A 14,025-nucleotide genomic window follows, 5' to 3' on the forward strand; every position below is an offset into this window, starting at 1 on the left:
GGGTCGCGCCGCGTCCCCGCATCGACTGAATTAGACATCCACTTCCTGACTTTCTTTCGAAACCGGCTCGCTCCCGCCCACCGCGGTGTGATGCGCGACTGCGGCCAGTGAATTCCTGAGCTTCTGAACAACCACGACGGCCTGCTCGGCCTCGTCCTCACTCCAATCGGCGAGAGCGGCCTGCAATCCCCGCGCCCGCGACACTCGGATGCGTCGCAGCAGATCGCGTCCTTGGTCCGTGATTTCGATGAGGGTGGCCCGGCCGTCGCTGGGATCGGCATGGCGGGCGATGTCGCCGGAACTCACCAACTCGGCGACATGCCTGCTCAGTGTCGATGGGCTGATGCACAAGTCCACGGCCAGATCCACTTGCCGGCATCGCCCCCTGGCCTCGAGGGACCCCAGCACGCCGACGCCACCCGGAAGCAGGTGCCCTTCTTCCGGGTGCGACAGAACAGCGCGCATCGCACGGCCCATGAAATAGAGCTCAGTTATCAGGCTCCGAGCCGCATCGGGTGATACCGCCATGCCCACTCCCAGCGCGAGAATTAGTTGCTTGTGCTACGCAACTATAGCGTGCTTACTTGCGCTAAGCAATTAACCGCTCACAGGTGACCCAGGTGGCCCGCCGCGAACGAGAAGGGCCGAGCCCGCGACGCCGATTGCAAAACCTAAGGGTTCTAGGATAGAAACTAGGAATCCAAGAGCGAGGAGGTGTGCACGTGATGGCCCGAGCGGGACTGACCGCGGATCGGATCACGCGGGCCGCGGCCGATCTCGCCGACGAAATCGGCTTGGAGAACGTCACCATGTCGGCGGTGGCCAAGAAGTTCGGCGTCCAGGACGCCAGCCTGTACTCGCACGTGAAGAATCTGCGAGACCTCCGCGCGCGGGTGTCCGTTCTGGCGGCCACGGAGAAGACCGAACTGATCGCGTCCGCCGTGGCCGGTCGCGCCGGACGTGATGCGCTCGCCGCCTACGCCCACGCCTGGCGGGACTACGCCCTGCGTCACCCCGGCCGCTACGCCGCGACCCAGCTTCCGTTCGATCCCGAAATGACGCCCACCGCGACCGGCGCGCTGCACGCCATCGAGCTGACCTACGGCATGCTGCGCGCCTACGGTCTGGCCGAACCCGACCGGACCGACGCGGTCCGCTTGCTGCGCAGCACATTCCACGGATACAGCGTTCTGGAGGCGACCGGCGGCTTCGGGCACACGCGCTCGACCGCCGAGTCCTGGGAACGCATCATCGACGCCCTGCACGTCGCCCTGGAGCAGTGGCCGACCGACAAGGAGAAATCATGAGATCCGGCACCCTACGAGTCCCGGGAGCCACCCTGTACTACGAGGTCAGCGGCGCCGGGCCGGTGCTGCTGTTGCTGCCGGGCAGCGGAGGCGACGCGGCGGTGTTCGATCCCATCCTCGAGCCACTCGCACAACACTTCACCGTGGTCACCATCGACCCGCGCGGCTACTCGCGCAGTGTGCTCGACCCCGGCCCACCGGCCGACATCGAGGTCGAGGTGCAGAGCGAGGACGCCCACTTGCTCCTCGAGCACCTCACCCCCGAGGACGAGGACGCTTACGTGTTCGGCGGCAGCGGCGGGGCGGTGGTCGCGCTCGACCTGCTCGCCCGGCATCCCGAGCGGTTGCGTCTGGTTATCGCGCACGAGCCGCCCTCCTTCGGGGTGCTGCCCGATGCCGCCGAGCACAAAGCGTTCGTCGACGAGGTGTACGAACTGTTCGTCACCGACGGCCTCGCCGCCGCGGGCGCCCGCTTCCTCGAAGGCATCGGCGGAGGTGTGCGGATGCCCGATCCCGCCGAACTCTCCCCGCGCGCCGCGGCGATGATCGAACGCCTGCACGCCAACGCGCCGCGCAACATGGCGCACGAGTTGCGCACGATCACCTCCCATCTCCCCGACGTCGCGGCCTTGGCGCCGGTCAGCGACCGCCTTGTGCTCGGGGCAGGACGAGAGAGCAAGGGCAAGCTCCCCCACCGTCCCGCGGAAGCGCTCGCCCAGCAGCTGAACATTCCGCTCACCGAATTCCCGGGCGGGCACAGCGGATTCACCGACGCACCTGCCGAATTCGCCGATCTGCTGCTCGACTTGCTGCTCACCGCGCGCGTGGACTGATCAGCGTGGTGCGACCGACCGATTGCGGCTATGCGCGGAGAACCGGCAGCGGGTAAGACGGGCTGTCCACCTCGCCGCCGCTCGGCTTTCCGCTGGTGCTGATGGACGTCACCCGCGTGACGGCGGAGGCGGCCACGCCCGTCGGCCAGTTCGGTCAACGCGGCGGTTCGAACCTTTCTCGCGGACCTGCCGATTCGGCGGCGGAGACCAGCAGGCGATGAGTCGCCGCTCGACTCGGGCCGGATTCCATTTCCATCAACTATCTTATGAGTGGATTGCGGCCTATGGAATCGGTCAGCTGCACACATCGAGTCGAGTATCCCGACCCCGGCGGCCTACCGGGGCAGGATCATCGATTTCAGATCCGGCAGGTTGCCGATGCGCTGGGATGCGGGCCGATCAGCGGCATCGGTTTGCGGTGATCCGGTTTCCCGCAGCCGGGCGCGCACTTCCGCAGGGGTCTTACGTCCGGCCGCCGCCGCACTCATGCCCTGATAGCTGGTAACCGCGCCGACCACGATCGGGGACGCGCTCGAGGTTCCGCTGAACACGTCGGTGTACCAGAGGTCCTCGTCCGGACCGCCTTGCAGGTCGCCGTACCCGGTCGTGGTGACTTCCAGGCCCCAGCCCTGCACGTCGACCCGCTTTCCGTAGTTGGAGAACGGCAAGCGGGAGCGGGCCGTGCCGTTGTCGCGGCCATGGAAGCCGGGTGGGGGTGCGCCGGCTCCGACGATGATCGCACCGGAGTCGGCTTCGCCGCCGCGAAAGGGATTGCGCCACGTGCTCGGGAACTCCGCGGGGCGGGAGTCGTAGATCGCGGCGTCGAGGTCTTCGCCGCCATTGCCTCCCGCCTCCACCACGACGACGCCTTTACCGACCGCGTAGCTGATCGCCGCGAAGTCGTCGGGCCACCATTCGATCGCGATATAGCCGCGCTGATCCGGCCGGTTGGCGTAGGCGAAACGCGGGCCAGGCCGGTGCAGTTCGAGCAGCATCACATCGCCGGGGTTGAGCGCGTCCGCCGCCGACCGGATCGCGGACGCCGATCCGGACCCGAAGATCGACACCGCGCGGATGTACGCTTCGGGCACGATCCCGGTGATGCCGTAGGCATTCACGTCACCGCTGATCACTCCGGCGACCGCCGTGCCGTGGTCGCGCCAACCCTGCTCCGGTGACGGGGTGCCTCCGATCACCCCACCCTGGTTGACCTGCAAGTCCTCATGGGTGAACCGCCACGCGCCCTCGACATCCACCACTCGCACACCGGTCCCGCGGCCCCCCGGCACCGTCCACGCCCACCGAGCGTCGATCCCCTGCGGGGCGGCATCCAGATATCCTTGCCGCACCGCGAAATCCGGCGTGACCGGCGGGGCCTCGGCGGCGGAACGGCCGGTGATCGCTCGCGCGCCTTCCGGCGCTATCGGCGGCTCGGCGGGCGGTTTCACATATGCCGCCGCCACGTCGTCCGCGGTCCGCAACCGCTCGGCCAGTTCGTCGAGTCGGCCGGTGACACCGCGGACGTAGAAGTAGTTGAGATACTCCGCTCCGGTCTCCAGGCGTGAGGTGCCGGTGAGCCTGCGCTCCAAGCGGTTGGCCGGTCCGAAGATGCGCACCAGTTCGCTCCCGGCCGGAAGTAGTTCCGTCAGACGAGCTTGCGCGCTGTGACTGCCGCTCAGAGCGATCGGCGTGATCGCGGTACCGGCGCCATGGGTGACCACGATGAGTTCCGCGGGCGACCGGAGCTCGGATTGCTGGGATGCCATGGCGCCCAGTCAACCTGGATAGCATCCTGCTCGCCACCTCGAGATCAGCCATCCAAGCGCAAGGTCGGCACCATCCCCGGCAGCGCGACCGTGTCGCGCCGGGAGCCCACGGAGAACAAGGCCTCCAGCGTCCCGATCGCGATCATGCACGATCCGGCCACCCAGCCGAGCGTGTCCGGTGACTCGAACGACACCGAACCGACCAGTAGACCGAGTGCCAGCGTGATCAGCCCGAACAACTCCTGCCGTCCGCGCCCGGGCAGATCATCGACCCAGACCGCCACTGTGGCGTGACAGATCCCGCGGATCGCCCACGCCAATCCGATCCAGAACGACAGCAGCGGAGCCGAATTCCCGCCCGCGAAGCAGAGCACCGCGAGTAGGGCCGACAGCGCCCCACTGACCAGCACCAGCATCCGCAGCGGGGTCACGAAGCGGGCACCGAGCGCCACGACCAGTTGTAGGGCGCTGTTGAGCAATAGGTAGCCGCCGGACAGCAGTTCCGCTGTCGGCAGCGATTTGTGCGGCCACACCGCTAGGGCCACACCCATGATCATCGAGCAGGCACCGGCCACCAGTACCGTCTGCCGGGCTGCCCCGGCCAGTGGTTCCGTACGCCCTTCGACTCCGTTTTCGGGCATAGCTACATGATATGACCAGAGCCGCGGTTAGCGGCTCGTTTGCCCCATCCCGCTCCTCGCCGTGCACGCGCGGACACACCGCTCCGTTCGAATTACGCAGCCAGGCTGATGAATACGCCGGTGGCAATGGTGTCGTCGAGCCGCCACCACGCGTCGACCCGACCGGCAACCGCCGACTCCACAGGCGAGACCGGCACTTGCAGAAGGCGGTGGATACGAAGGATCCGATCGCCCACCGGGATGTCGGTGTAGAACAATCCATCCCGAGCTGGACCGAAACCTTCTGCGAGAGAGAGCGTATCCGCGACGTGCACCGTGACCGAGGGGTCCGGCGTGTCGCTCTCGCTTTGGGCCTGAGGCCGCGCGTTCCCGACGAGCGCGGAGACGATCTGGGCCACCGCGACCGGGTCACGGGTGGCGTCGTACACCCACCGGGTGCCGAGGACACCGTGTTCGGAAGTGCCCACAAGTGCCTCGGCGACGTCCGGCAGCGGTGCGCCCCGGTAGGTCAGCGGCACGTGGTAGGTGTGCGGCTGCGCGCCGGAGTGATCGGTGATGACCACGAATTCGATCCCGACTTCCCCGTCCGGGTCATCGAGCCGGAAACCGCCGGCTTTGCGCAGATCCGGTGGCTTTTCACCGCGATACCACGCGCGGCCGGGCAGCCATGAGGTCAGCAGTTCCATCTTCGTGGGAACCATGGTGGTCCGATGGATGACGGCCATGCTCGAGTCCTCCTCCGCGTCGCACACCGAGATGCACCGAGATGCACCGAGATGCACCGAGATGCACCGAGATGCACCGAGATGCACCGAGATGCACCGAGATGCACCGAGAGCCTAGTACGGAAGCCCTACGCCCGCTCAGGCGTCGTCGCGCCGGTCGGGCTCGGTAACGGGTGATTTGCGGCGAGCTTCGGCGAGGAGTTCGTCGAGCTGGGCCTCGGCGCGTTCGGCGCGCGCGAGGGTCTGCACGCGAGCTTCGTCCAGCGCTTCGAGCCGCTGAGCGGCTTCCGCGCGCGCCTTGTCGACAGTCGCGGCGGCCTCTGCGCGGACGGCGGCCAGTTCGGCGGCCGCGGCGCGACGGGTTTCGGCGAGCTCGGCGCGGGTGGTGTCGAGTTCGGCGCGTACTCGGCGCCATTCGGCTCGCGCTTCGTCGGCGGCTTCGGCGCGCTCCGCGGCGGCACGCTCGGCTCGTTCGGCCGCTCGTTCGGCGTCCGCCGCGCGCTGCACGGCGAGATCGCGCTCGGAATGGGCGGCCGCGACCAGGGCTTCCGCCTCACGCCGGGCGTGTGCGATGTCGGTCTCCGCGCGACGCTCGCCGCGCTCGACTTGTTCGGCGGCTTGCTTTTCGATGCGTTCGATCTGTTCGGCGGACTCGCGGCGCACGGTGCGGACTTCGGCTTCCGCTGCGCTGCGTGCGGCGAACACGTCATCGGCCGCCTGCTTGGTGACGCGTTCGACCTCACGCAGCGCGTCGTCGCGGGCCGAATTCGCCTCGGCGACCAGCCCTTCGGCGTGTTCGGCGGCGCCGGCCGCGTCGTCGGCGGCGGATTCGGCGAGTTCCCTCGCCTCCTGCGCCTCCCGCCGCGCCTGCTCGGCCACTACCGCCGCGCCTTCCGCCTCGGCGATCCGCCGCGCCGCGTCCACCTGAACCGCCTGCACCTGGGCTTCCGCGACCGCCGGGTCGGCCAGCGTGGACAACTCCGCGACCGCGGCGTTCAGCGTGGTGTTCAACTGCTCGGCGAGTCCCCGGAATTGGGTGAGCAGTTCATCGGCCCGCAATCGCGCAACGGTCACCGGCCCCGGCTGCGTCACAGTGACGGCAGTGGCCGCAGTCTCGGCCTCCTGCTGTTGCCGTTGCCGCTCGCGCCACGCACGCCAGCGCGTGTGATCGGGCCGGTCGCAGTACTCCGAGGGACGACCGGGTCCTGCTCCGCTCGGAATCGGGCGCGTACAGCCCGGATAGTTGCACACCTTCGACACGGCCAGATCGTAGCGTTCGATTCTGCGCAACCTCGCTTCCCCACCGAGGACGTATCACGCACTTCAGGCAGTGCGGCGGCCGGGCTGGCCGCAGTAGCGGAGTAGGCATCGAAGAACCGCGTGGACTTGCCCACCGGCAGAATCAGCCATGCAGCAGCCAGATCCGTCGCCGGATCGCCAGCGCCCAGCTCGCCGAAATCGAGCACGCCGGAGAGCATGCCTTCGCGGACAACCACTTCCAGTTCTGCGCCGGATGTTTGCCCTGCCGCGGTCGAGGACGGTCCCCCACACCGGCCGGGTCCGGCGGTCCCGGTGGTCAGAGGCCGGCTCGGCGGCGGACGGTGCGCTCGAGGATCCCGAGGGTGGCTTTGAGGGAGGACCGGGGAACCACCGGGAAGCTGAGCCGCTGCTTCCATTTCTCATCGATCTGTGACCAGTCGCAATACGACGTGACGAGGGTGCCGCCCTCGGCAGGTGCCAACCGGTAGCCGTAGATGTGGCCGAATCGGCGGCCACCGGTTTCGACTGTCCAGGCGATCTCCTCGTCCGGAACGAGCCTGGTGATGACGACCTCGACCTCGTACCTGCCCAGGGGAACGTCCCCGAGGGCCTCGCGATCCATGTGGACCAGGAATCGGTCGCCGGGACGCTCGACCGGCTTCCCTTCGGCGTCGATCAGCATTCCCGATGCGTCGATGTCCACGTGCCCTTTCGGGTCGGTCAGCACCGCGAAGACGGCATCGGGGGATGCGGGGATGAGCCGGGACACCTCGACCCGTTCGGCGTCTGCCGGTTTCCCTTCGGCAGGCGGCGTTTCCGCAGTGGCGATGAGAACCGCCCTGCCGAGGATGTGCGAGGTCATGGCGAAGCCGAGCAGGGCCGGGGTGGAGTCGACCGGCACGCCGATGGATTCGACGTCGAGGGCATGCACCACGACCAAGTATCGGTGTGGGCCGTGCCCTGGCGGAGGGGCCACGCCGCTGAACCTGGCCGCGCGGGCGTCGTTGGGCAACTGGAAGGAGCCGGTCGGCAGACCCGCCCCCGTGTCGTCACCGGCGCCCTCGGGCAACTCGGTCACGGTGGCCGGGATGTCGGCGACCGCCCAGTGCCAGAATCCCGACCCGGTCGGAGCGTCGGGGTCGTAGACGGTGACGGCGTAGCTCGCCGTGCCTTCCGGCGCGCCGCTCCAGGACAGCTGCGGGGAGACGTCCTTCCCGCCGGGAACGCCGGAGGAGAACTGCGCGGGCGGCCAAGCGCCGCCGTTGGTGACCGTGGTGCTGGTGACGGTGAAGGAGGCCGCCTCGGGGAGGCGGGCGAAGGGGTCGTTGGCGCTCATCGTGTCTTCTTTCCGTTCATCTACCGACATCCACGGTACAAAAATAATCGATTATTCTCTAGATGATCTATTATCTGGGTATGCATCGGACATCGCGCACTCCGGACTCACCCGGAAAGAAGATGCTCTCCGAGCAGGTCTACGCGCACCTACGGGGCGCGATCATGCGCGGGGAATACGCTCCCGGTCAGGCCCTCAAGCCGCAGGATCTGGCGAAGAAGATGGACGTGAGCCTTGCCGTCGTCCGCGAGGCGCTGGTGCGGGTGGTCGGCGAGGGCCTCGCCGACCGGCTGCCCAACCGCGGCTTCGCCGTTCCCGCCTTCTCCGACCGCCGATGGCAGGAGATCGCGGAGGCCCGCCGGACCATCGAACCAGTCCTATTGCGTATGTCCATCGAGCGCGGCGACCTGGACTGGGAGGCTCGCGTGCGAGCCGCCCACCACCGCATGGCCGGCACTCCGGTCTACCTACCGGGAGACGGCGAACACTACAGCGAGGCATGGTCCGAATCACACCGGCTTTTTCATCGAGCCCTGATCGATGGCTGCGGTAACCCAGTCCTACTGGAGACCTTCGACCGGCTGTGGACCGCCAGCGAGCTGACCCGCTGCTGGTCGACCCGCCGCAATCCCGACCGCGACGGCGTCGAAGAACACCGCCGACTGGAAGAGGCGGCACTGGCCCGTGACGCCGACGCCGCAGCCGACGCATTGGCCCGGCACCTCACCCTGACTGCCGCCGGACTGGAACCGTGATCGGTGAGGCCGGAGTGCCGGACAGGCGCGGCCCGTCCCCGGTGGGGCCGCCGGGGACGCGGACAGCATCAGCAGCTTCCTTCGGCGAATGGATCGCCTTCCCTGCCCGATAGCCGTGAGGTCGTGCGAGTTTCGGGAGTGACTCACGTCACTGGTCGATGCTGTCAGGGATTGGGGGGCTGTCTCGTTCAGGGAGCACGCGAACCAGACAGGAGCGAACCATGAAGCACCGCATCGTCGTCCTCGGGGCCGGATACGCCGGAGCCTTCTCCGCCGGATACCTGGCGCGCCAACTCCATTCCGACGACTTCGAGATCACTGTCGTCAACGCCGAACCCGATTTCGTCGAACGGTTGCGCCTGCATCAGCTCGCCGCCGGGCAGGATCTCCGCCACCGGCCGCTGGCGGAGATGTTCGCGGGTACCGGCATCCAGCTGCGACTGGCGCGGGTAACCGACGTCGACGTCGAGCACCGGAGTGTCACAGTCGCCGACGCCGAGGGCGTCGAGCGGCTCGGATACGACACCCTCCTCTACGCGCTCGGCAGCGCTGCCGCCGACCACGGCGTTCCGGGCGTCCACGAGCACGCCTTCCCCGTGGCCGCGCGGCCGTCCGCGCTGCGCCTGCGCGCACGCCTGGACGAGCTGGGCGGGGACGGGAAGGTGCTGGTAGTCGGCGGCAATCTGACCGCGATCGAGACCGCCACCGAGATCGCCGAATCACGCCCAGGCCTTCGGGTCGGCCTGGCCACCAGCGGCGAACTGGGCGGCTGGCTGGGCACGAAGGCTCGCCGTCACCTGCTGCGCGCCTTCGACAGGTTCGATATCACGGTCCACCAGCACACCGCCATCGAGCGCGTCGAGGAGGCGGCAGCGGTCGCCGCCGACGGCACCGCTTTCGCCTCCGACGCGACCGTGTGGGCCGCAGGCTTCGCCGTCCACCCGATCGCCGCCGCCAGCGGCCTCGAGGTGGTGGCCAACGGCCAGATCACGGTCGACCGTCAGATGCGGTCGGTCTCCCACCCGGACGTCTACGTCGCCGGTGACAGCGTCTTCGTCATCGGTGACAACGGTCGGCCGTTGCCGATGTCCTGCGCTTCCGCGGGATTCACCAGCATGCAGGCGACCGCCGCGATCATCGGGGACCGGACCGGGCGCAAGGTCTCGACGACCTCGCTGGCGTATGTCGGCAACCACATCAGTCTCGGCCGCAAGGATGGGATCTTCCAGCTGGTCGACGGTGACGCACGTGCGAAGTCGTGGGCTCTGTGCGGCGGGACGGCCGCGCGCGTCAAGTCGGCGATCCTTCGGACTGCCGCCTGGAGCGTGAGCCACCCGACCTTCGGAAAGCCGAGTCGCCACTATCGCTCGGCCACCACCGCAGAGCACTCGCCCCACGTGGTCGCCGCATAGGGTCGTGCTCATGGACACTGCCACCGTGGCGCGTTTCGAGGCCAGCCGCAATCGGCTGGCCTCCCTCGCCTACCGTCTGCTCGGCTCGGCCGCAGATGCCGAGGACACGGTGCAGGACGCGTTCCTGCGGTGGCAGGCCGCCGACCAGGAGTACGTCGATGTGCCCGAGGCATGGCTGACCAAGATCGTCACCAATCTGGCGCTCGACCGGCTCCGTTCGGCGAAGGTGCGCCGCGAACGCGCGGTCGGCGCCTGGATGCCCGAACCGCTCCTCGACGGTGACCCGATGCTGGGTCCGGCCGACACCGTCGAGCAGCGCGAATCGGTGACCCTGGCGGTGCTCACGCTCATGGAGCGTCTGTCGCCGATCGAACGGGCCGTCTACGTGCTACGCGAGGCCTTCGCCTACAGCCACGCCGAGATCGCCCAGATTCTCGGCATCACCGAGGCCGGCAGTCAGCAACACACCCACCGAGCCCGGCGCCGAATCGCCGCCGCGGGCAACGGCACCGACGTCGACCGAGCCGCGGCACGCCGAATCGTCGAGGCGTTCGTCGACGCCGCCTCCTCGGGCCGGACCGAACGGCTGCTGGCGCTGCTGACCGACGACGCGACCGGCATCTCCGACGGCGCCGGGCTGGGGCTGGCCGAGAAGCTGATCCGGTACTCGACCCCGCAGCGAATCGCCGGCGTGGTGCGGGCCGGCTTCAAACCGTCTCCGGCCAAGCGGAGACTCGCCGGCGGCTCGCCCTCGATCCATGCCGCCGTGGTCAACGGCTGCCCGGCCATGCTCGCCACGCTCGACGACCGCGTCGTGGGCGTGGTGGTCCTGGAGATCCGTGACGACAAGATCGCAGGCATGCGCGGCATCGCCGCGCCGGACCGACTCGGTCGCCTCACCGAAGAATGGCAGCGGCAGGAGCATGCCGCCCCGCTGATCGAATCGTGGTAAGCGGCTGTCCGACAGTTGATTTCACGTTCGTCAGTGGTCACTGACGCGTTGGTGGATCTGTTCGAGCTGATGCGCAAGATCAACACGGGGCGGATCGGCGGGTGGAACAGGAGATTGCCGAAGGCATGGGATGCGATCGATTTGCCGGGAAAGGGGCCGGTGGCCTTACGCGGCACGGTTGTTCAGCCAGGTGCGGTAGCGGCGCAGTGCGCGACGCTGGAGCACGGTCTCGTGGAGGAGAGCGACCTTGGGGTTGATCCCGGGACGCGCGCGCCGTCCGGCGCCGAGGCGGCGAAGCTGTTGTCGCACTCGGGCCATGCTCGCGGCGGACGCGACAGCCTTGTCCTTGATCTCCACGGGTGCGAGTTCGACCTTGGCGTCAGCGTCCCGGCGCCACCGGTTCGGCAGGTCAGGGTCGACGGCCAGCGCGCTGCCCATGCCGACGAGATCGATGCCGCCGGCCAGGACCTCCTCGGCCACCGGTCGCCGGAGGACACCTCCGGTCAGCATCAGTGGCAGCGGGCTGGTTGCCGCGAGTTCTTCGGCGAGAGAGAGGAAGTAGGCCTCACGGGCTCGGGTCCGCTGGTCACTGGCTTGGCCGGTCATGGCAGGGGCCTCGTAGCTGCCCCCGGAGAGTTCGACGAGGTCGACGCCGAGCGGGGCCAGCATCGCGAGCACGGTCGCGGCGTCGTCAGCATCGAAGCCGCCGCGCTGGAAGTCGGCGGAGTTGAGTTTGACCGCGACGGCGAAGCCGGAAGCGACCGCGGCCCGCACCGCACGCACGATATCGAGCAGCAGCCGGGCCCGATTCTCCAGGCTGCCGCCCCACTGGTCGGCGCGCCGGTTGGTCAGCGGCGAGAGAAACTGCGACAGCAGATAGCCGTGGGCGGCATGGATCTCCACACCGTCGAACCCAGCCGCCTCGGCCCGACGCGCCGTCTCGGCGAAGCGCTGCACGGTTTCCTCGATCTGCCGCGGGGACATCTCGACCGGGTCGGCGAATCGCTTGCTGTTCTTGCCGACATCGACACGGATCGCCGACGGCGCCCAGGCGACGCCGGGCATGTCCGCGCGCACCTGCCGGCCGGGATGGTTGATCTGCATCCACACCCGCGCGCCGCCGCTCTTCGCGGCGACGGCCCACCGACGGAACGGTTCCAGCGGCGACTCCGCGTCCAGGACGACTCCGCCCGGCCCGGTGAGCGCCTCGGCGTGGACCATGACATTGCCGGTGATGATCAGTCCGACCCCGCCTCGACTCCAACGTCGATAGAGCCGGAACAGGGACTCGTCGGGGAGTTGACCGGTTGCGGCCATGTTCTCCTCCATAGCGGCCTTGGCCAGCCGGTTGGCGACCACGGAGCCGTTCGGGAGGGTGAACGGCGCGAAGACCGGTGAAGTCCGCTCCGCGCCGCCTGACCTCGCAGGGATGGGGGCTGTTGATGGCATCGCCGCTCCTGAATGCGGTAAGTTTACATTGCTAACATGAGCCTAGAAAGGGATGTAAGCGATGTCAACTTCGGCGAAGAGGAGTGGCTACCATCACGGCAACCTCAGGGCGTCGCTACTGACGGCGGCGATGCACCTACTCGAAGTCGGCGAACCGTTCTCGCTGCGTGCCATCGCTCGCGAGGCAGGCGTGTCGCCGACCGCGCCCTATCGGCACTTCGCCGACCGCGACGCCCTGGAGTCCGCGCTGGCCGTGCAGGGCTTACGTGACCTGAAGGCGGACCTGAGCGACGGACGCGAGCTCCCGACATCGGCGGCGGGGCTCGGCGAGCTGGCGGTCGCCTATGTCGAGTTCGCCCTGCGCCGGCCGGCGTTGTTTCGCCTGATGTTCGGCAACGCCTGCGACGAGGGCAACGAGGAGCGGGTCCAGGCGGCAGCGGAAATCCACGATCTCGTACAACTCGCGATGAAGCAGGTCTTCCCGGACGGCGACCCCCAGGCGCTGGCCTCGGCATGGTGGGCGCTGGCCCATGGCATGGCATACCTACACCTGGACGGCAAGCTCCCGGCGGAGTCGAGCCACGAAGTGGCCGATCGAGTGCGCGCCGCGTTCGCCGCGATCCTTTCCGCGCGCACACAGTAGGCCGGCGCCGCCCAGAGTGTGCCCACTCACACCGACACGGGTGTTGACAGTGCTCACATCCCGCCCTAGCCTTGCCAATGTGCGCAATGTAAACATTCAGGAGGATGACCAACCATGAGCAAACGCATCTTGAACGTCGTCACCAACGTCGGCCACTACGACGACCCGTCCCACCCGACCGGTTTGTGGTTGTCCGAGCTCACCCACGCCTGGCAGGTCTTCGAAGAGCACGGATTCGAGCAGACCATCATCAGCCCGGCGGGCGGCCCCGCTCCCCTCGAACCGCGGTCACTGAAGTTCCCCAACTACGACAAGACCGCGAAAGCCTGGCGTGCCGATCCGGCACGGATGGCGCTGCTGGAGAACACCGTCAGCCCCGACCAGATCGACTCGGCCGACTACGACGCCATCTATTTCACCGGCGGGCATGCGGTGATGTACGACTTCCCCGACAGCGAGGGCCTGCAGCGCATCACCCGGGAGATCTACGAGCGCGGCGGCATCGTCTCCTCGGTCTGCCACGGCTACTGCGGCCTGCTCAACACCAAGCTCTCCGACGGGTCCCACCTTGTCGCCGGTCGCAGGGTGACCGGGTTTGCCTGGCAGGAGGAAGTCCTTATCCGCGTAGACAAGCTCGTGCCCTACAACGCCGAGGACGAGATGAAAAAGCGCGGCGCCCGCTACGAGAAAGGCAAGCTGCCGTTCCTCTCCTACGCCGTGGTCGACGGCAACCTCGTGACCGGCCAGAACCCCGGATCAGCCAAGGAGACGGCGAAGAAGGTCGCCGCCCTGCTGTGACCCCTCCGCACCGGCGTCCGACCCGAAGTGGATGGCCCACGCGCCGCCGAGCCGGGCGGACATCTACCGCTGCCCCGCCTGCCGTACGAACGATTGTTCCTCGGCCCGTGACAAGCAGGTGTAGTCCACCGCTGGATACAGGGCTTCA

Annotated in this window: 14 protein-coding genes and 1 pseudogene; 7 read left to right on the forward strand and 8 right to left on the reverse strand. The window is 68.2% G+C overall.

What is annotated here, in order from left to right; genetic code table 11:
* Positions 1-30 precede the first annotated feature (30 nt).
* Positions 31-528, reverse strand: a complete 498-nt coding sequence (locus tag ABZW96_RS12555) for a MarR family transcriptional regulator (RefSeq protein ID WP_355074433.1) — start codon at positions 526-528, stop codon at positions 31-33.
* A gap of 197 nt (positions 529-725) precedes the next feature.
* Here ABZW96_RS12555 and ABZW96_RS12560 point away from each other — a divergent pair, with 197 nt between their 5' ends.
* Both ABZW96_RS12560 and ABZW96_RS12565 read left to right on the forward strand, forming a co-directional pair.
* Positions 726-1,307, forward strand: a complete 582-nt coding sequence (locus ABZW96_RS12560) for a WHG domain-containing protein (RefSeq protein WP_355074019.1) — start codon at positions 726-728, stop codon at positions 1,305-1,307.
* The gene (locus ABZW96_RS12565) at positions 1,304-2,140 is read left to right on the forward strand and encodes an alpha/beta hydrolase (protein ID WP_355074020.1); all 837 of its coding nucleotides are present in this window, start codon (positions 1,304-1,306) and stop codon (positions 2,138-2,140) included. The genes ABZW96_RS12560 and ABZW96_RS12565 overlap by 4 nt, the downstream gene beginning before the upstream one ends.
* Positions 2,141-2,475: 335 nt before the next feature.
* On the opposite strand, the gene ABZW96_RS12570 is transcribed toward ABZW96_RS12565, so the two are convergent.
* The 6 genes and pseudogenes from ABZW96_RS12570 to ABZW96_RS12595 all read right to left on the reverse strand — a co-directional run.
* Entirely contained in the window at positions 2,476-3,906 is a 1,431-nt protein-coding gene (locus tag ABZW96_RS12570) for a S8 family peptidase (protein ID WP_355074022.1), read from the reverse strand.
* Between the two features lie 44 nt (positions 3,907-3,950).
* Complete coding sequence (locus ABZW96_RS12575; protein ID WP_355074023.1) at positions 3,951-4,547, reverse strand: DUF308 domain-containing protein; 597 nt, start codon at positions 4,545-4,547, stop codon at positions 3,951-3,953.
* A 92-nt stretch (positions 4,548-4,639) separates the two neighbouring features.
* A complete protein-coding gene (locus ABZW96_RS12580) occupies positions 4,640-5,272 on the reverse strand; it encodes a 1,4-alpha-glucan branching protein (RefSeq protein ID WP_355074025.1) in 633 nt (210 codons plus the stop codon).
* A 138-nt stretch (positions 5,273-5,410) separates the two neighbouring features.
* Positions 5,411-6,346: a hypothetical protein gene (locus ABZW96_RS12585; protein ID WP_355074026.1), complete on the reverse strand. Its 936-nt coding sequence runs from the start codon at positions 6,344-6,346 to the stop codon at positions 5,411-5,413.
* A gap of 14 nt (positions 6,347-6,360) precedes the next feature.
* Complete coding sequence (locus ABZW96_RS12590) at positions 6,361-6,948, reverse strand: phosphotransferase (protein ID WP_355074027.1); 588 nt, start codon at positions 6,946-6,948, stop codon at positions 6,361-6,363.
* Between the two features lie 392 nt (positions 6,949-7,340).
* Positions 7,341-7,868 (reverse strand): annotated as a pseudogene (locus tag ABZW96_RS12595) (YbhB/YbcL family Raf kinase inhibitor-like protein); the annotation flags it as partial.
* Positions 7,869-7,948: 80 nt separating this feature from the next.
* Here ABZW96_RS12595 and ABZW96_RS12600 point away from each other — a divergent pair.
* The 3 genes from ABZW96_RS12600 (at position 7,949) to ABZW96_RS12610 (ending at position 10,987) form a co-directional block, all read left to right on the forward strand.
* Entirely contained in the window at positions 7,949-8,623 is a 675-nt protein-coding gene (locus tag ABZW96_RS12600; protein ID WP_355074029.1) for a GntR family transcriptional regulator, read from the forward strand.
* 221 nt (positions 8,624-8,844) lie between these two features.
* Positions 8,845-10,035: an FAD-dependent oxidoreductase gene (locus ABZW96_RS12605; RefSeq protein ID WP_355074030.1), complete on the forward strand. Its 1,191-nt coding sequence runs from the start codon at positions 8,845-8,847 to the stop codon at positions 10,033-10,035.
* Between the two features lie 10 nt (positions 10,036-10,045).
* Positions 10,046-10,987, forward strand: a complete 942-nt coding sequence (locus tag ABZW96_RS12610) for a sigma-70 family RNA polymerase sigma factor (protein ID WP_355074032.1) — start codon at positions 10,046-10,048, stop codon at positions 10,985-10,987.
* Between the two features lie 165 nt (positions 10,988-11,152).
* Here ABZW96_RS12610 and ABZW96_RS12615 read toward each other — a convergent pair whose 3' ends face one another.
* Positions 11,153-12,436: an NADH:flavin oxidoreductase/NADH oxidase family protein gene (locus tag ABZW96_RS12615; protein WP_355074033.1), complete on the reverse strand. Its 1,284-nt coding sequence runs from the start codon at positions 12,434-12,436 to the stop codon at positions 11,153-11,155.
* 61 nt (positions 12,437-12,497) lie between these two features.
* Between ABZW96_RS12615 and ABZW96_RS12620 the strand changes: the two genes are divergently transcribed.
* Entirely contained in the window at positions 12,498-13,079 is a 582-nt protein-coding gene (locus ABZW96_RS12620) for a TetR/AcrR family transcriptional regulator (RefSeq protein WP_355074034.1), read from the forward strand.
* Between the two features lie 114 nt (positions 13,080-13,193).
* Positions 13,194-13,877, forward strand: a complete 684-nt coding sequence (locus tag ABZW96_RS12625) for a type 1 glutamine amidotransferase domain-containing protein (protein ID WP_355074036.1) — start codon at positions 13,194-13,196, stop codon at positions 13,875-13,877.
* Positions 13,878-14,025: the final 148 nt, after the last annotated feature.

Origin of the sequence: Nocardia sp. NPDC004168, from assembly GCF_040610355.1 — a bacterium.
Lineage (GTDB): Bacteria > Actinomycetota > Actinomycetes > Mycobacteriales > Mycobacteriaceae > Nocardia > Nocardia sichangensis.